We start from the raw sequence: 17,789 nt of genomic DNA on the forward strand, positions 1-17,789 counted from the left end.
CGCCTGAGAATAAAAAAAATGGCCACCTATCCAGGGTGGCCATTTTTTGTCATGGTTCGGCGATGTCGACGGTGACCATATTGTCATCGGGCTTGCGGTCGATCAGCTTGTTGTCGGGATCGATGCCCGCCTTGCCGGGACGGCTGCCCACGATGACGGTATAGCTCGCTTCGCGCGCCGTCATGCGCAGGCGTTCGCGCAGCAGCGGATGGCCGTTCGCGTCGTCGACGCCGATCTCGATCCAGTCGTGCAGGGGCGCGTCGTGCTCCTCGCCCTGTTCGCCGGCCGTCAACTTGCTCGCCTGCACTTTCACGGTGACGGCGTACTTGCCGTCGCTGCGTTTCGTGGCCGTGGCCGACAGGGCACGGTTGTCGAACAGCACGATTTTCTCGAACAGGTCGTCGATCAGGTAAGCCTGCTCGGGCGGCGTGACCTGGCGCAAGCCGGCAATCAGTGCCGTCACGCTGGCATACGGCGGGCCTTTCTGGCCATGCGTCTTCAGCAATTCGCGCAGCACGCCGTTGACCTTGTCTTCGCCGATGATGTCTTGCAGCAAGTACATGGCCAGGCTGCCCTTGTTGTAGTGGATGTAGGGCTGGTTTTCATTCTCGGCCAGCGGCAATTCCTTCTTGCGTTCCTCGCTGCGCCCCATCAGGTATTGATTCAGGTCATAGCGCAGGAAGCGGCGCATCTTGGCCGGCCCCACGGTTTTCTTCATCACCATCAGGGCTGAATATTCGGCCAGGGTTTCGCTGAGCACGGTAGCGCCCCGTGTATTGCCGCCCACCAATTGATGCGCCCACCACTGGTGCGCCACTTCATGCGCCGTCACGTAGAACGGATAATCGATATCCTTGGGATTCTTGTCATCGACCCTGGCGATGAAGCCCAGCCCTTCCGAGTACGGTATCGTGTTCGGGAACGATTGCGCAAACGTGGCGTAGCGGGGGAATTCGACGATGCGCAGGACCTTGTGCTGGTAGGGGCCGAAGTTCTTCGTGTAGTACTCGAGCGCTTCCTTGCTGCCGCGCACGAAGCGATCGAGGTTGTATTCATGGCCAGGGTGGTAATACACGTCGATGGCCACGTCTTGCCAGCGCTCGTGCTTGACGGCGTAGCGGGCCGACTGGAACGCGTAAAAATTCAGGATCGGCTGTTCCATCGTGTAATGGAAGTAATGGCGGCCCTTGGCGATCCAGTCGTTGTCCAGCATGCCCGGCGCGATGGCCGTCTGGCCGTCGACGGTACTGACGGTGGCGTCGAAGTTGATGCGGTCGGCGTCGTTGCTGATGTAATTGTCGGCCAGCCCCCGTGCATCGTCGCGCGGCAAGGCCCGTTCGCGCGCCGGCAAGCCGTGTTTCTTGCGGTCGCGCGGGTCCGTCAATTCCTGCTGCGGCTGGTAGCCGATGTGGGGCAGCACGGCATTCGTGAAGAAGGTGCCGTTGGCCACCACGGGCGTGTCCTGGCCCAGGCCGAAGATGCCGCGCGGCGCAAAGCGGACGTCGAAATCGAGGCCCAGGGTGGCGCCCGGCGCCAGCGGCGCGGCCAGGCGGTAGCTGTAAAAGCCCAGCTTGCCGTCATCGAGGCCGGGATGCACGCGCGCGTCAAAACGCAGGCGCATGGTGGAGCTCGGATCTTGCTGCACAAAAATATGGCTGATCGGCAGGCTGGTCTTGTTTTGCAGCACATAGCGGCCCGTGACGGCCAGGGTGCGCTGCGCCGGGTAGATGGCCACGTCGAGTTTCACGTCGGTGATTCTCGGCTGCGGCGTGGCGGCAAACTTGCGGTACTGGCGCTCGACTGTGGCGCGGTCCGCATCGCGCGCGAATTCGGACTTGTAATCGTTGGCCACGTGGTAGACGTAGAACAGCACCGCGCCGGCGCCGACGAAGATCAGGGCGCCGCCGGCAAAGCTGGCCAGCACGCCCTGCGTCAGGCCGTGGCGCGCCAGGCGCAGGCGGATGCGCCAGCTGTCCTGCGCGCCGCGGGGCCAGAACAGCAGCGACAGCACCGTCAGCATGACGGCCGCGCCGCTCCAGTACAGCAAGTACCAGCGTTCGCGCAACAGATAGTGGCCGGCGCCGTTCATGGCCGAATACACGAAGTCCGGCGTGTTGCCGTACAGCAGCAGCGGATCGCCCAGGCCCAGCGAGGAAAAGCTGATGCTGGCGATGTGGTACAGGATCATGGCGAAATACGCCAAATACTTGTGATTGATCAATACCTGCAAAAAGATGGCCAGCACGGCGATCAGCGCGTAGGACGGCAGGTGCGACAGGAACAGCGATTCCAGGTACAGGCCGGGGTCGAGGCGGTAATAACCCTTGAAAACCTGGATCGACATGCCGCACAGCATGATTACCAGGCTCAGCAAGGCCTGCAGGCCGATCAGCGCAAACAGCTTCGACAGCAGGGGCAGCCAGTTCGGCACGGGCAGGGCGTCGAGCATCAAGTGCGTGCCCGCCTCGCGTTCGCGCCACACCAGCTCGCCCGCATAGAAGGTGGTAATGATCAGCATGAACAGGGCGAACGAGGCGCTGACCATGTCCAGCACCCTTTCCGTCACGGGATACGTATTCGTGCCATAGATGGAGCCCATGTCGAGCGCGCCGCCATACATGGTCAGCACGCCGGCCAGCACGATGACGACAAAATAGATGTTCTTGATGGTTTCGCGCAAGTTCAGCCAGCTCATCTTGAGGAGCAGGGCGGCCAGGTTGCGCTGCGCGAAGTCCGGTGTTTCCTGCGTGGACAGCGAAGCGTTCGACAGGCGCAGCGGGACGTCGCCCTCGCTGCGGCGCTTGCCGGCGCCCGCGTCCGTCGTGGCGTGGAACTGGAAGCGCCAGTAGCCGAGCAGCAATGCCACCAGGGCGAAGCCGGACCAGATGGCGCGGTTCAGCAAATACACGCCTTCCAGGGTCACCAGGCGCGTGTTGCGCTCCGCGTTCGGCCAGTATTCCGTCAGGCGTATCAGCGCCGTGGTGCCGAAGGGGTCGATCAGGGCGGCCAGGGTCTTGTAGTCGAGGTCGCGCGCCAGGGACGGGGCCACCAGGTAGCCGATCAGCATGACTACCGAGCTGATGTACACGGGCAGCATGCGCCGCGTCAGGGCCGCGATGACGAAGAAGATGGCGCCAAAGATGAACAGGTTCGGCAGCAGGGTAAACACATACGGCATCAGGTAGGCCAGCGCCCGTTGCGGCCCTAGCCGTTCCGGGTCGATGCCGGGCAGCCAGGCGCCCAGCCAGGCACCGATGACGATGCTGGAAAACACGACGGCCAGCACCAGCCAGGCGCCGAGGAAGCGGCCGAACACGTACTGGTATTTCCGGATCGGCGCGCTGAAGAAGAAATGCTGCATGCCATATTCGAAATCCTGCTGCACCGAGCGGCCCATCATGGCGGCCACCACGACGGCGCCGAAACAGCCCAGCAGGCTGCACGTGAATGCCAGCGAGCGGGGCGCGTTGATCAGGAACTTGCCGCCGAAACTGATGCTCGCTTCCTTGAAGACGCCGCCGGCGGCGGCCATCCACAGCATGGCCAGCGCCAGGAACATGGCGAAATACACCCAGGTGGAAAGCAGCTTGAGCCGCTGTCGCGCTTCAAAGCGGGCGATGGCAAACATGGCGCGCCCCTCAGTCGCACTGCGGGGCGACGCGGTGGCGCCCGGCAATGGTGGCGAAATACAGGTCTTCCAGGTCGCCGATGGCTTCCTCGAAGCCGTCGCCCGGGTCGTCGTCGCTGTAGACGTGGATCAAGGTGCGGCCCGACAGCAAGCGCGTGGAAATGACGGCGTGGCGCTGCTGGAAGCTGGCCAGCTCTTTCTTCTCGACGAAGCGCGCCCAGATCTTGCAGCTGACTTCGTCGATCAGTTCCTGGGTCTTGCCGCACAGCAGCAAATGGCCCTTGTTGATGATGGCCATGTTGGCGCACAGGTCGGCCACGTCGGACACGATGTGGGTCGACAGGATCACCGTCTTGTCTTCGCCGATGTCGGACAGCAAGTTATGGAAGCGGACTCTTTCCTGCGGGTCGAGGCCCGCCGTCGGCTCGTCGACGATGATCAGTTTCGGGTCGCCCAGCAGGGCTTGCGCGATGCCGAAGCGCTGGCGCATGCCGCCGGAAAAGCTGCCCAGGCGCTGGTGGCGCACGTCGAACAGGTTGGTTTGCTGCAACAGGCCATCGACGACCTCGCGCCGGCGCGCCCGCTGCGACAGGCCTTTCAAGGTGGCGAAGTGGTCGAGCAGCTCGTAGGCCGTCACTTTCGGGTACAGGCCGAAGTCTTGCGGCAGGTAGCCCAGCATGCGGCGGATCTCGTCCTTGTCGTCGAGCACGTCGTAGTCGCCGAAGAAAATGGAGCCGGAATCGCATTCCTGCAAGGTGGCCAGGGTGCGCATCAGGGTCGACTTGCCGGCGCCATTCGGGCCCAGCAAGCCAAACATCCCGGGCGGTATCGTCAGCGACACGTTATCCAGCGCCACCACGCCATTCGCGTAGGTCTTCGACAATTTGCGAATCTGCAATTCCATACAACTCCTAACTCATGCGTTGCAGCCCGATGGTGCAGGGCTTCTGTATGCTGGCATTGTATTGAATTTAAGACGTACTGGGCAGTTGCGTGCGATACACGGCATTTTCGCGTGACCAGAGTGCAATTGGGCGGGGTGGACGGCGCGCCCGTGTGGGTCTTCCGTGGGGGCCTGTTTCGCCCCGCTGGCGCGCCGCGTGACTATCAATTACGGAATAGCACCGATTCGCGGTTAAACCACCAGCGGCACAGCATCAGCAGGGCGCCCGCGATTACCGTGGTCGAGGCGAGGATCACGCCGAACATGCGGTAATCCATGGTGCCCTTGACCAATTCCTTCATGGCCAGCGACACGTTGGTCAGCGGCACCATGGCCCACATCCAGTTCAGCTCGACGCCGGGCAGCATGGCCGCTACCGTGGGCAGGATGACGAACAGCATCAATGGCGTGATCATGCCGGCCGCTTCCTTGTAGCTTTTCGCGTAGATCGAGATCGACAGCAGCAGCGAGGCGAAGATGGCGGCCGTGGGCACCAGCATCAGGGTCACCATGGCCAGGTCGGGCAAGCCGATGCTGCGCACCATGACGGCCATGTTGCCTTCCAGCGAACTGCCGAAGATGGCCAGCAGGGCGCCCATGCTGCCCACCATCAGCACGGCCGAGGTCATACCCACCGTAAACAGCACGAGGAACTTGGCCAGCACGATGGCGCTGCGCGGCACGGGCGCCAGTAGCAGGGTTTCCAGCGTGCCACGCTCCTTTTCGCCGGCGCCCAGGTCGATGGCCGGATACATGGCCGCCGTCAGGCATACCATCAGCAGCAGATAGGGCAGCATGCCGCCGACGATGGCGCCCATCTGCTCGCGCTCGTTGGCCGTCGACTGTTTGTCGAGCACGATGGGGTGCAGGGCAAAGGCCAGCTGGGCCGGACTCAGGTTCAGGGCCGACAGCGCGCTTTCGCGCAGGCTGGCGTTGTACGCCTCGACGATCTCGCGCACCCGCTGCTGGGTCACGTCGACCGTGCTGGCGCTGTTGTAGTGCAGCACTACCTTCGTTTGCTGCTGTTGCTGCAGCGATGCTTCAAAATGCGGCGGAATGACGACGGCGAACTTGATGGTGTCGTCGCCGATGGCGCGGCGGATGTCGCCCTCGCTGGCCAGCGGCACTTCGCGCAGGTTGTGCTGTTGGGCAAAACGCCCGCTCAAGCCGGGCGAATGGTCCTTGCCGAACAGGGCGTAGCGCATTTCCGCCGTTTTCGCGTTCTTGAACATATTGCTTGAAACATAAGCGAAGCCGCCAAAGATCAGCGGCATGGCAAAGATGGGGATGAGGATGGTGAAGATCAGCGTCTTGCGGTCGCGCGTGAGTTCCAGCAACTCTTTCACATAAATGGTCCACATGGCTCAGGCTCCCTGGTTGATGACGCTGACAAAGGCGTCGTACAGATCGGCACTGCCGCCCAGGTGGCGCAGTTCGCTGACCGTGCCATTGAAGGCGGTGGTGCCGCGGTTGATGATGCAGACGCGGTCGCACAGCTTTTCCACCTCGTGCAGGTGGTGCGTGGAAAAGATCAGCGGCACGCGCAGCGCCTTGTAGCTGGCGATGAAGTCGAGCAAGATCTTCGCCGACATCACGTCCAGGCCCGTCGTCGGCTCGTCGAGGATCACCACCTGCGGCTCGTGCACGACGGTGCGGGCGATCGCGCACTTCTGTTTCATGCCCGTCGACAATTGATCGGCCCGCTTACTGCCGTATTCCTCCATTTGCAGCAGGGAAAACAGTTCGTCGCAGCGGCGTTTCAGCTTGTCGGCCGGCATGCCATGCAGGCGGCCGAAATATTCCACGTTCTCGCGCGCCGTCAGGCGGCCATACAAGCCTGTCGAGCCGGAAAGGAAGCCGATGCTCTGGCGCGCCACCAGCGGCTGGCGCAGCACGTCGACGCCGTTGACGAGGGCGCTGCCCGCGTCCGCTTGCAAGGCCGTCGACAGCAGGCGCAGGGTGGTGGTCTTGCCGGCGCCATTCGGGCCCAGCAGGCCCAGCACTTCGCCGGGGGCGCAGCTGAAACTGACGTCGCGCACGGCGTGAAACCAGCCCTCGTGTTCGCGCGGATCGCTGACGTGCGCGGCCTTGCCCTTGTGGGGCGGCATGCGGAAACGTTTTGCCAGGTGCTTGACCTCAATCATGTGCTTCATCCATTTAACGGTGAAGAACGAGAGTAGCATGCAAAAAATGTAACTTGCAAGGTGGAAATATCGTTTGGTCTATTGAAAAAAACAGCATCTTCATGCAAGCTGGCCCGGTGGGCGCCGGCGGACGGCGCGGGAGAGCGCAATGCAAACGATCGATCAGGCGATGCAGGACAAGGTACTGGCCGTGGCGCGCGCCGGCATGACCAGTGCCGAAGCCATCGGTTTCTTCCGCGTCAGCCTCGGGCTGTACTACCTGGCGGGCCTGATGACGGAAGAAACCCTCGATTTCAAGCAGATCGACGCGAAGTACAACCGTTTTATCTACCACTCGATCGGTGGCGGTCATAGCATCGCCAGCGTGCTGCAATTCATGAGCGGCGAGAAAGTCTTGCGCGTGCTGCAAGCGGAGCGTTTTCGCGCCGCGTTTGCCGAACATTGCCCGGACATCCCCGTCGACAGTATTTCTTTCCTGATTTCACTGAACCTGGGCGTGGCGAAAAGCCTGTCCGGCCTGGACGCCGTCGGCCCCGTGGTGGACTGGATCGAGCGGGAAAAAGCGCGCACAAGTCAATAAAGCCCCGTTCACCCTGCGCGCGGCGTGGGTACGGCTGGCCCTGATCGTCCTATAATCCATGTTTTCCCTTACATGAATAGCCACGATGACCGCGAACCGCCACTTTGACCCCCTGGATCGTTTGATTGTTGGCGCCGACAAGGCCCTGCGCGTCATGGCGGGCGTGGCTTCGGCCTCGCGCCCCACGCCGGCCGCGCATGCGCCCGATGCGGAACTGAGCCCGGCCGAACAGCGCCACAGCGCCGGCTTGATGCGCGTCAACCATGTGGGCGAAGTGTGCGCGCAAGCCTTGTACAACTCGCAGGCGCGCTATGCGCACAGCCCGGCCATCCGCGCCCAGTTCGACGAAGCGGGACGCGAAGAGGAAGACCACCTGGCCTGGACGGCGCAGCGCCTGACGGAGCTGGGCTCGCGTCTGAGCCTGCTCAATCCCCTGTGGTATGCGGGTTCGTTTGCGCTGGGCACCATCGCCGCGCGCATGGGCGACGGCCGCAGCCTGGGTTTCGTGGTGGAAACGGAACGCCAGGTGGAAGCGCACCTGGCCAGCCACTTGCAGGAATTGCCGCCGCAGGACGCCAAGTCGCGCGCCATTGTGAAACAGATGGCCATCGATGAAGTGGAACACGGCGCCGCCGCCCAGCGATTGGGCGCCATCGACACCCCGGCGCCCGTGAAGGCGTTGATGGGCATCATGGGGAAAGTGATGACGAAAACCGCGTATTACATTTAAAACAAAGGCGCTCTGAAGAGCGCCTTTTTTATGCATGCCTGAGCCGTGAAACGCCAGACAAAACCGTAGCGAGCGGAAGGGAGAGGTGGTCGAGAAGCGCAACCGTGCTGGAGCACGGTGAGCATCGCAGGCCGCCTATACCGACGCGCAGTAGGTTTGGTCAGGCGCTTTCTTCGATGATCTCGAAGGAATGGGTGATTTCCGCCGTCTTGGCCAGCATGATCGATGCCGAGCAATATTTGTCATGCGACAAGGCCACGGCCCGTTCGACTGCCGTGGGTTTCAGGGCCTTGCCGCGCACGGTGAAGTGGAAGTGGATCTTGGTAAACACTTTCGGGTCGGTGTCGGCGCGGTCGGCCTTCAGGGTCACTTCGCAGCCGCTGACGGCTTCGCGCCCGCGTTTCAGGATCAGCACCACGTCATAGGCGGTGCAGCCGCCCGTGCCAAGCAAGACCATTTCCATGGGGCGCGGCGCCAGGTTGTGGCCGCCGCCGTCGGGCGCGCCATCCATGGTTACCAGGTGGCCGGAACCCGTTTCTGCCCGAAAACTCATGCCCGACGGGCCATTCCAGCTGACTTTGCATTCCATCGTACTCTCCGAAAATTGTAAGCGTTTTGTATTGTAATAGAGGAATGCTCATCCATGTGCCGCCCGCCGGGCCGCAGCCGGCCTCGATTGCAGCTTGACGCGGCAAGGCAAAGCCGCTTATACTTGTCGGCTTTCCGTTCGCTCAGGAAAAGTAAATAAGGCAGAGTCCGCATAGCAGCATCGGCGGAACCACCATTTGAGCGTGTAATCTATTAGGAAGTCAACATGAAAACATTTTCCGCTAAAGGACATGAAGTCCAGCGCGATTGGTTCGTGGTTGACGCGACGGACAAAGTCCTCGGACGTGTTGCCAGCGAAGTGGCACTCCGACTGCGCGGCAAACACAAACCAGAATTTACTCCTCACGTCGATACCGGCGACTTCATCGTCGTCATCAACGCAGGCAAACTGCGTGTGACCGGTACCAAAGCTACTGAGAAAATTTACTACCGTCACTCTGGCTATCCAGGCGGCATCTACGAAACCAACTTCCAGAAAATGCAACAGCGTTTTCCAGGTCGCGCGCTTGAGAAAGCGGTCAAAGGCATGCTGCCTAAAGGCCCACTCGGCTACGCAATGATCAAGAAGCTGAAAGTGTACGCGGAAGGTTCCCATCCGCACGCTGCTCAGCAACCTAAAGCACTTGTTCTCTAAGGAACTGACATGATCGGTAATTACAATTATGGAACCGGCCGTCGCAAAAGTGCAGTGGCTCGGGTTTTTATCAAAGTTGGCACAGGCTTGATCGTTGTTAACGGCAAACCAGCAAACGAATACTTTTCGCGCGAAACGGGTCTGATGGTCATCCGTCAACCACTGGAACTGACCGGCAATGTCGAGCGTTTCGACATCAAAGTCAACGTCCATGGCGGCGGTGAGTCGGGCCAGGCTGGTGCAGTTCGTCACGGCATCACCCGCGCTCTGATCGACTACGATGCAGCGTTGAAACCGGAACTGGCGAAAGCCGGCTTCGTGACCCGCGATGCACGTGAAGTCGAGCGTAAAAAAGTTGGTCTGCGCAAAGCACGTCGCGCAAAGCAATTCTCGAAGCGTTAATTTCTACGCTACAGCACCTTCCGGGGTGCTGGTCGAAAAGCCGCTGGACTTCGGTCTCGCGGCTTTTTTGCATTTCAGCGTGACTCGGCGTTGCGCTGTAAAATACGCGGAAATCCCGCGGGGACTGTCTCCCCTCCATCTCTATGCAATATATACACAAGGAAAGAACATGATCAAAGTTGGCATCGTCGGCGGCACTGGATACACGGGCGTGGAATTGCTGCGCTTGCTCGCTACCCATCCAGATGTCGAGTTGACGGCGATTACTTCGCGCAAGGAAGATGGCTTGCCCGTTGCTGACATGTATCCTTCCCTGCGTGGCCACGTGAAACTGGCGTTTTCCTCGCCCGACAAAGCCAATCTGGAGCAGTGCGACGTGGTCTTCTTTGCCACCCCGCACGGTGTTGCGATGGCGCAAGCTCCAGCGTTGCTGGCCGCCGGCGTGAAAGTCATCGACCTGGCCGCCGACTTCCGCCTGAAAGACCAGGCCAAGTTCGAGCAGTGGTACAAGATTCCCCACACGGCGCCTGAACTGATAGCCCAGGCCGTGTACGGCTTGCCGGAACTGAACCGCGAAGACATCAAGCAAGCGAAGCTGATCGCCAACCCCGGTTGCTACCCGACCACCATGCAGCTGGGCTTTTACCCGCTGCTCAAGGCAGGCCTGGTCAACGCGGGCGGCTTGATCGCCGACTGCAAGTCGGGCGTGTCCGGCGCCGGCCGCAAGGCGGAAATCGGCATCCTGTTCTCGGAGGCAAGCGACAGCTTCAAGGCCTACGGCGTGGCCGGCCACCGCCACTTGCCGGAAACGACGGCGCAATTGCAGCGTTTCACGGACGAGAAAGTGGCGCTGACCTTCACGCCGCACCTGGTGCCGATGATCCGCGGCATGCATTCGACCCTGTACGCGCAGCTGAACAAGGAAGTCAGCAATGAAGAATTGCAATCCTTGTTCGAAGAGCAATACAAGGATGAGCCTTTCGTCGACGTGATGCCGTTCGGCTCGCACCCGGAAACCCGCTCCACGCGCGGCTCGAACATGTTGCGCCTGGCCTTGCACCGTCCCGAAGGCGGCAATACCGTCGTCGTGCTGGTGGTGCAGGACAACCTGGTCAAGGGTGCAGCGGGCCAGGCCGTGCAATGCATGAACTTGATGTTTGGCCTGAAAGAAACGGCCGGTTTGCAACACATCGCCGTGATGCCTTAAATATAGGCACAGGCGTTTGCGCAGGTCCGGCGCCTTTTTGCCGGACCTGTGATAAATTGGACTGCCACGTACCCCGACAGGATGACGTTCATGTTCGAGCGCAACGCGAAAAACCCCATCGATACCCTGATCGGCGCTTCCACGCGGATCGAGGGCGACTTGCTGTTTTGCGGCGGTTTGCGCATCGACGGCCATGTGCGCGGCAACGTCACGGGCGAGCCGGGCGACCCCACCTATGTGGTGCTGGGCGAGGCGGGCCGCATCGATGGCGAGGTGCGCTGCTCGAGCCTGGTCGTCAGCGGCGAGATCAACGGCCCCGTGTATGTGTCCGAAATGCTTGAAATCCAGCCAAAAGCCCGCATTGTAGGAGAGGTCTATTACAAGGTGCTGGAAATGCACAGCGGCGCGCAAGTCCAGGGCAAGCTCAGCCGCCACGACAGCGCCGACCCCGTGCTGCACCTGGCCGTGTCGGAAATGTGAGCAGGAACAACACCCGCCAGCCGCGCCAGCGGCGGCCGCAGCGTGACTTGCGCCAACAGTCTATAATGAGGCTATGTTTTCTGAGGAGTCTGAAATGAATGCAGTCGCTGAAATGCAAGATGTGATCCCTTCGCCTATCATCTTTACCGATAGCGCCGCCGAAAAAGTCGCGCAGCTGATCGAGGAAGAAGGCAATCCCGACCTGAAATTGCGCGTGTTCGTGCAGGGTGGCGGCTGTTCCGGCTTCCAGTACGGCTTCACCTTCGACGAAATCGTCAACGAAGATGACACCACCATGGTCAAGAACGGCGTCCAGCTGTTGATCGACTCCATGAGCTACCAGTACCTGGTCGGCGCGGAAATCGACTACAAGGATGACCTGGAAGGCGCGCAGTTCGTGATTAAAAACCCTACCGCGACGTCCACCTGCGGTTGCGGTTCGTCTTTCTCGGTATAAGCACACCCGAGAAAACGCCCATGGCGGCGTTGCCTTGCCTCGCCGTACTATTCGTACTGTCTTCGGTAATGCGCCTTGCCCTGAACGTTTTTCAGGCGCGCCGGTTTACAGGCGCAGCGTAAAATAGCGGATCGATGATCCGCTATTTGTGTTTCTGGAACACTTGTTCTTGATCAACGCGGTATCAACGCGGGTATAGCGCGCCCAGTACCCGCAAGCCCTGCGCGCCCGTTACCGCAGGCAAGTTGCCCGGCTTGCGCTGCGTAAAGCGCCAGGCCAGCCACGCAAAGGCCAGCGCCTCGACCTGGCTGGGCGCCACGCCCAATGCTTGCGTGGACTCCACCGTCATGCCCGGCAATTCGACGGCCAGCGCCGCCATCAGGCTGGCGTTCTGCGCCCCGCCGCCGCACACATACACGGTTTCCGCCTGCGCCCCGTCGCGCAGGATGGCGCGCGCCAGGCTGGCAGCCGTCAGCTGGGTCAGCGTTGCCTGCACGTCGGCGGGCAGGGCGGTGGGGTAATCGGCCAGCTTGGCGCTGAGCCAGTCGGCATGGAACAGGTCGCGGCCCGTGCTTTTCGGCGCCGGCAAGTCAAAATAGGGCTCGTCGAGCAAATCCGCCAGCAGGGCGGGGATGACCTGGCCCGTGGCGGCCCAGGCGCCGTTGGCGTCGTAGGGCTGGCCCAGGTGCCGCAAGACCCAGCCATCCATCAGCGCATTGCCGGGACCCGTGTCGTAGCCCGTCACCGTGCCATCCGCATGCAGCACGCTGATATTGCTGATGCCGCCGATATTGGCCAGTACGCGCGCGTGGCCCGGCAAATTGAAGATGGCCTGGTGAAAGGCCGGCACCAGCGGCGCACCCTGGCCGCCGGCCGCCACGTCGCGGCTGCGCAAGTCCGCGATGACGTCGATGCCCGTCAATTCGGCCAGCAGGGCCGGGTTGTTCAGCTGGCGCGTAAAGCCCAGTTCCGGGCGGTGGCGGATGGTCTGGCCATGCGCGCCGATGGCGGCGATGGCGTCCGCGACGATGCCCGCGTTGCTTAAAAGCATGGCGACGCAATCGGCGTAATGGCGCACGAGTTGATTGGCCGCCAGCGCTTCGCGTTCGATTTCATTCTGGCCGGCACTTTGCAAGGCCATCAGGTCGGCGCGCAGGCTGGCGGGGAAGGGAATGTACGCATCGCCCAGGCTGCGCGTGCCCTCGTCGGAAAAGTCGACCAGCGCGCCGTCGACGCCATCGAGGCTGGTGCCCGACATTAAACCGATATACAGCATGGGGTTTTCCTTGAATACGTAAGTGGTGAGGTGCATTGTGCCGCATTTGTGCCGCACGCAAAAGCGCGCAGGAAAAACAAAAGCGCGCGGGAAAAAACAAAGGCACCGGCCATTTGCATGGGCGGTGCCTTTATTGTTGCCCGAAGGCAGTGTTGCTTAACGCGACGCCAGGGCCGTGTCGTTCGGACGCAGCAGGGTGAAGCGGTGCATCATGTCGGCCGACACCATGCGGAAGCGGCTCAGCTCGGCGGCCGTCAATGGCGCCTGGGCTTGCACATTCAGCTTGCTTGGGTCTTGCGCCACGCCGCCAACGCGGAATTCATAGTGCAAATGGGCGCCCGTGGACCAGCCGGTGGTGCCGACGTAGCCGATCACATCGCCCTGGCTCACTTTTTGACCTTTTTTCAGGCCCGAAGCGAAACGGCTCATGTGCGCATAGGCGGTCGTGTAGTTGGCCCAATGTTTCAGGACAACAACATTGCCGTAGCCGTTTTGGCTGCCGACGGAATCGACCACGCCGTCGCCCGAAGCGCGGATAGGCGTGCCCGTTGCTGCAGCGAAATCGATGCCCTTGTGCGCTTTCCAGTTGCCGGAAATCGGGTGCACGCGCATGGAGAAGCCGGACGAGATGCGGGAGAATTCGAGGGGGGATTTCAGGAAGGCTTTTTTGAGGGACTTGCCGTCGAAACTGTAGTAACCGCCGCCTTGCTTGCTGGCTGGGTCTTCGAACCAAACGGACTGGTAAGTCGTGCCGCGGTTGGTGAATTCACCGGCCAGGATGCGGCCCGCTCGGACAAATTCGCCATCTTGCCAGAATGTTTCGTAGACAACATTGAACGAGTCGCCGCGTTTCAGGTCGGAGCGGAAGTCGATATTGGTGGAGAACATTTCCACGATTTGCGCGGAAATCGAGTCTGGCAGGCGGGTGCCGTCCAGGCTGGAGTCGGTGGCGGCGAACAGGGTGGAGGTAATCTTGCGCGCGTGCATTTCAACGCGGCGTTCCAGCTGGGCTGCCACTTCCGTGGCCACGAACTTGTCGCCCTTGCGGGTGATCAGGATATTCTTGACCGATTTGTCCGTGCCGTCGACGAGGGTGGCGCGCATCCAGTTGAGGTCACCGTTTTCGGACGTTTGCGCTTGTACGCGCTTGCCCGATTTCAGCAACATCACGCCGCGCGCGATCTTGTCGGTTTTGATGAAATTGGCGGCCACCGGATCATCCACGCCGAGACGGGTCAGCAGGGTGGCGAGGGTATCGCCGGCGCGGACTTTTTCTTCGTGGGTGAAATTCTGGTCTACCTGTTCCATCGCGGAAATTTGCGAGGCGAGATCAGGCATTTCCAGGTTTTGGGCGATGGACGTCACCGGCAAATCGGATGCGTCGGGCGCCATGGGCGACACAGCGACCGCGCCGAAGGCGGCCACGGCGAGCAGCACTGCGGAGGCACCGATAATGCGTGCCTTGCGTGTCGTCGTCAGCTGTGTGTACAAGCGTGAGCCTGTGATTTTATGTATAGGGTTCATGCAATCAGTTAAAATTTGCCCTTGAACGATTCGTGAACTAGTGCTCTTTGTTATTGTTATTTTGGTTCGTTTTCATACGGCAAGATTGATGGGATCGAGCATTATAGCAAACTCCGCAAACCTACTACCATTTTGAGATCTACAGTCAAATTTTATGGAAATCAACACCACCGCATCGCCTACAAAGGCTAACGCCGCTCAGACCGCGCTTCCGCTGTCGGACAGAGTACAAGAAGCCCTCGCGATTACCAAGCGTGGCGTCGACGAACTCTTGATCGAAAGCGAATTTGCGCAAAAATTAGCACGCTCCGAGAAAACCGGTGTTCCACTGCGCATCAAACTGGGCCTGGACCCGACCGCACCCGACTTGCATCTGGGCCATACCGTCGTGCTGAACAAGATGCGCCAGCTGCAAAACCTCGGCCATCAAGTCATTTTCCTCATTGGCGACTTCACGTCCATGATCGGCGACCCGTCGGGCCGCAACGTCACACGTCCGCCCCTGACCAAGGAACAGATCGAGATTAACGCGATGACGTATTTCGCGCAAGCATCTTTAGTGTTGGACGCCAGCAAGACCGAAATCCGCTATAACTCCGAGTGGTGCGATCCGCTGGGGGCGCGCGGCATCATCCAGCTCGCTTCCCACTACACGGTGGCGCGCATGATCGAGCGCGACGACTTCACCAAGCGCTTCCAGGACGGCATTCCTATTTCCGTACATGAATTCCTGTACCCGCTGATGCAGGGCTACGACTCGGTGGCCCTGAAATCGGACCTGGAACTGGGCGGCACGGACCAGAAATTCAACCTGCTGGTGGGCCGCGAACTGCAAAAGCAGTACGGACAGGAGCAGCAGTGTATTTTGACCATGCCTCTGCTGGAAGGTTTGGACGGCGTGGAAAAAATGTCCAAGTCGAAGAATAACTATATCGGCATCACGGAACCGGGCAATACCATGTTCGCCAAGCTGATGAGCATTTCCGACGTCATGATGTGGCGCTACTACGAGCTGCTGTCGTGGCGCTCGATCGCCGAACTGGCGCAGCTGAAGCGCGAAGTCGAGGAAGGCCGCAATCCGCGCGATGCCAAGGTTGCGCTGGCGCAAGAGATCGTCGCCCGCTTCCACTCGCAGCAGGCGGCGGAAGATGCGCTGGCCGACTTCGTCAACCGCTCGAAGGGCGGCATCCCCGACGATATCCCGGAAGTGACCTTGGCCGGCGCGCCGCTGGGCATTTCGCAACTGCTGAAACAGGCGGGCCTGTGCCCATCGGCGTCGGAAGCCATGCGCAAGATCGACCAGGGCGGCGTGCGCATCGACGGCACCGTCATCAGCGACAAGGGCTTGCAAGTGGCAGCCGGTCAGTTCGTGTTGCAAGTTGGCAAGCGCAGCTTTGCGCGCGTCACCTTGACGGCATGATCGCGCTGCTGCAGCGCGTCACGCAGGCGAAGGTCGACGTGGCCGGCGCCACCATCGGCGCCATCGACGCCGGCCTGATGGTGCTCGTGTGCGCGGAGCGGGGCGATACGGAGAAGGAAGCGGACGCCCTGCTGGCCAAGTTGCTCGGCTATCGCGTGTTTGCCGACGACGCGGGCAAGATGAACCGCAGCGTGACGGACGTGGCCGGCGGCTTGCTGCTGGTGCCGCAGTTCACCCTGGCGGCCGACACCAAGTCCGGCACGCGCCCGTCGTTTACGCCGGCGGCCGCGCCGCAGGACGGCTTGCGCCTGTTCACGCATTTCGTGGACCAGGCGCGCAGCCGCCATGCGACCGTGCAGACGGGGCAGTTTGGCGCCGACATGCAGGTGTCGCTGACGAATGACGGCCCGGTGACCTTCTGGCTGCAAGTGAACGCCAAACAATAACTACAAGAGGAGCAAGCGATGAAATTGTGGAGCGAGACGTTTCGTGATGGCGGCCTGATGCCGGCCGATCATGCCTTTGCCGAGATCGATCCGGCCAGCCGCGTGCGCCTCGCCGGCAACCGCAATCCCCATCTGGCCTGGGACGAGGTGCCGAACGGCACCGAGTCGCTGGCCCTGTTCTGCATCGACCCCGATGCGCCGCAAGACGCCAGCCTGGTCAATGTTGAAGGCCAGGCCCTGCCGCTGACGGCGCCGCGCGGCGACTTTTATCACTGGAGCTTGCTCGACTTGCCGCCTGCCATGCGGGTTATTGCCGCCGGAGAATTTTCCAGCGGCATCACGCCGCGCGGCAAGGCTGCCGGGACTGCTACTGGGTTGCGCCAGGGCTTGAACGACTACACGGGCTGGTTTGCCGCCGACCCGGACATGGCCGGCGACTATTACGGCTACGATGGCCCGTGCCCGCCGTGGAATGACGAGCGCATCCACCACTACATTTTCCGCCTGTATGCCCTCGACGTGCCGCAGCTGACCTTGCCCGAGCGTTTTACTGGGCAGCAAGCCTACGCCGCCCTGTACGGCCACATCCTCGACGAAGCCCAGCTCGTCGTTGCCTATTCGCTCAACCCCGAATTGGCACTTACCCTGAAGAAATAACGCATGAGCACCACGATTTTACTGATACGCCATGGCGAAACGGCCTGGAATGCGGGCCGCCGCCTGCAGGGCCATATCGACATCGCCCTGAACGAGGCGGGCCTCGCGCAAGCGGGGGCGCTGGGGCAGGCGCTGGCGGACGAACCGCTGGCCGCCATCATCGCCAGCGATTTGCAACGCGCGCAGCAGACGGCGCAAGCCGTGGCCGACGTGAAAGATTTACCCGTGCAAACGGATTCCTTGCTGCGCGAGCGCTGCTATGGCGCCTTCGAAGGCTTGCTGTATGCCGATATTGCCGCGCGCTATCCGCACGAGTATGCGCAGTGGCAATCGCGCCAGATCGACGCCGTGATGCCGTCGGGCGAGCGCCAGGCCGAAAGCTTCCGCCAGTTCTATGCGCGCGCAAATGGCGCCATCGCCCGCTGGGCCCGGCAATATGACGGGCAGACGATCGCCATCGTGGCCCACGGCGGCGTGCTCGAGTGCGCTTACCGCGAGGCGGTCGGCATGACGCTCGACAGTCCGCGCGACTTCCAGGTCAAAAATGCCAGCGTCAACCGTTTTTCTTACGCCGACGGCAAGCTGCATTTGGTGCACTGGGGAAATATCGAACACTTGAGCGCGCCCGCGATGGACGAGCTGGGCTAAGCGG

The 17,789-nt window shown here is 61.4% G+C and carries 18 protein-coding genes; 11 read left to right on the forward strand and 7 right to left on the reverse strand.

The window, feature by feature from the left end:
• Positions 1-49 precede the first annotated feature (49 nt).
• The 4 genes from O3300_RS26330 to O3300_RS26345 all read right to left on the reverse strand — a co-directional run bounded on the left by O3300_RS26330 (position 50) and on the right by O3300_RS26345 (position 6,715).
• Positions 50-3,628, reverse strand: coding sequence for a M1 family aminopeptidase (locus tag O3300_RS26330; RefSeq protein WP_251350993.1), 3,579 nt, complete (start codon positions 3,626-3,628; stop codon positions 50-52).
• Between the two features lie 10 nt (positions 3,629-3,638).
• Positions 3,639-4,532, reverse strand: a complete 894-nt coding sequence (locus O3300_RS26335; protein WP_035824559.1) for an ABC transporter ATP-binding protein — start codon at positions 4,530-4,532, stop codon at positions 3,639-3,641.
• 203 nt (positions 4,533-4,735) lie between these two features.
• Positions 4,736-5,932, reverse strand: a complete 1,197-nt coding sequence (locus O3300_RS26340; protein WP_077399518.1) for an ABC transporter permease — start codon at positions 5,930-5,932, stop codon at positions 4,736-4,738.
• Between the two features lie 3 nt (positions 5,933-5,935).
• Complete coding sequence (locus O3300_RS26345) at positions 5,936-6,715, reverse strand: ATP-binding cassette domain-containing protein (RefSeq protein ID WP_251350994.1); 780 nt, start codon at positions 6,713-6,715, stop codon at positions 5,936-5,938.
• A gap of 148 nt (positions 6,716-6,863) precedes the next feature.
• On the opposite strand from O3300_RS26345, the gene O3300_RS26350 reads away from it, so the two are divergent.
• Together O3300_RS26350 and coq7 are read left to right on the forward strand one after the other, a co-directional pair.
• The gene (locus tag O3300_RS26350) at positions 6,864-7,295 is read left to right on the forward strand and encodes a hypothetical protein (protein WP_077399521.1); all 432 of its coding nucleotides are present in this window, start codon (positions 6,864-6,866) and stop codon (positions 7,293-7,295) included.
• A gap of 85 nt (positions 7,296-7,380) precedes the next feature.
• A complete protein-coding gene (coq7, locus tag O3300_RS26355; RefSeq protein WP_035824568.1) occupies positions 7,381-8,025 on the forward strand; it encodes a 2-polyprenyl-3-methyl-6-methoxy-1,4-benzoquinone monooxygenase in 645 nt (214 codons plus the stop codon).
• Between the two features lie 160 nt (positions 8,026-8,185).
• Here the strand turns inward: coq7 and O3300_RS26360 are convergent, their stop codons facing one another.
• A complete protein-coding gene (locus tag O3300_RS26360; protein ID WP_070278278.1) occupies positions 8,186-8,614 on the reverse strand; it encodes an OsmC family protein in 429 nt (142 codons plus the stop codon).
• Between the two features lie 225 nt (positions 8,615-8,839).
• On the opposite strand from O3300_RS26360, the gene rplM reads away from it, so the two are divergent.
• The 5 genes from rplM to erpA all read left to right on the forward strand — a co-directional run bounded on the left by rplM (position 8,840) and on the right by erpA (position 11,814).
• Positions 8,840-9,268 (forward strand): 50S ribosomal protein L13, encoded by a 429-nt coding sequence (gene rplM / locus O3300_RS26365; protein ID WP_010393282.1) that lies wholly within the window; start codon positions 8,840-8,842, stop codon positions 9,266-9,268.
• 9 nt (positions 9,269-9,277) lie between these two features.
• Positions 9,278-9,670, forward strand: a complete 393-nt coding sequence (rpsI, locus tag O3300_RS26370) for a 30S ribosomal protein S9 (RefSeq protein WP_010393285.1) — start codon at positions 9,278-9,280, stop codon at positions 9,668-9,670.
• Between the two features lie 169 nt (positions 9,671-9,839).
• Entirely contained in the window at positions 9,840-10,877 is a 1,038-nt protein-coding gene (gene argC, locus O3300_RS26375; protein WP_099665518.1) for an N-acetyl-gamma-glutamyl-phosphate reductase, read from the forward strand.
• 90 nt (positions 10,878-10,967) lie between these two features.
• Complete coding sequence (locus tag O3300_RS26380) at positions 10,968-11,357, forward strand: polymer-forming cytoskeletal protein (RefSeq protein WP_077408960.1); 390 nt, start codon at positions 10,968-10,970, stop codon at positions 11,355-11,357.
• 94 nt (positions 11,358-11,451) lie between these two features.
• The gene (gene erpA / locus O3300_RS26385; RefSeq protein ID WP_029496047.1) at positions 11,452-11,814 is read left to right on the forward strand and encodes an iron-sulfur cluster insertion protein ErpA; all 363 of its coding nucleotides are present in this window, start codon (positions 11,452-11,454) and stop codon (positions 11,812-11,814) included.
• 184 nt (positions 11,815-11,998) lie between these two features.
• Here the strand turns inward: erpA and O3300_RS26390 are convergent, their stop codons facing one another.
• Both O3300_RS26390 and O3300_RS26395 read right to left on the reverse strand, forming a co-directional pair.
• Positions 11,999-13,126 carry an anhydro-N-acetylmuramic acid kinase gene (locus O3300_RS26390; protein ID WP_305054561.1) on the reverse strand — a complete coding sequence of 376 codons (1,128 nt, stop codon included), beginning with the start codon at positions 13,124-13,126 and terminating at the stop codon, positions 11,999-12,001.
• Between the two features lie 120 nt (positions 13,127-13,246).
• Entirely contained in the window at positions 13,247-14,614 is a 1,368-nt protein-coding gene (locus O3300_RS26395; protein ID WP_099403330.1) for a M23 family metallopeptidase, read from the reverse strand.
• Positions 14,615-14,768: 154 nt separating this feature from the next.
• Here O3300_RS26395 and tyrS point away from each other — a divergent pair, with 154 nt between their 5' ends.
• From tyrS to O3300_RS26415, 4 genes are read left to right on the forward strand one after another with little or no spacing between them, the layout of a single operon-like run.
• On the forward strand, positions 14,769-16,034 hold the full coding sequence (gene tyrS / locus O3300_RS26400) for a tyrosine--tRNA ligase (protein ID WP_305054562.1): 1,266 nt from the start codon (positions 14,769-14,771) through the stop codon (positions 16,032-16,034).
• Entirely contained in the window at positions 16,031-16,480 is a 450-nt protein-coding gene (gene dtd, locus O3300_RS26405; RefSeq protein ID WP_099665515.1) for a D-aminoacyl-tRNA deacylase, read from the forward strand. The genes tyrS and dtd overlap by 4 nt, the downstream gene beginning before the upstream one ends.
• A gap of 18 nt (positions 16,481-16,498) precedes the next feature.
• Positions 16,499-17,137 carry a YbhB/YbcL family Raf kinase inhibitor-like protein gene (locus O3300_RS26410; protein ID WP_305054563.1) on the forward strand — a complete coding sequence of 213 codons (639 nt, stop codon included), beginning with the start codon at positions 16,499-16,501 and terminating at the stop codon, positions 17,135-17,137.
• Positions 17,138-17,140: 3 nt separating this feature from the next.
• Entirely contained in the window at positions 17,141-17,785 is a 645-nt protein-coding gene (locus tag O3300_RS26415; RefSeq protein WP_099665513.1) for a histidine phosphatase family protein, read from the forward strand.
• Positions 17,786-17,789: the final 4 nt, after the last annotated feature.

It is taken from the genome of Janthinobacterium sp. SUN206 (assembly GCF_030587305.1).
GTDB lineage: Bacteria > Pseudomonadota > Gammaproteobacteria > Burkholderiales > Burkholderiaceae_D > Janthinobacterium > Janthinobacterium kumbetense.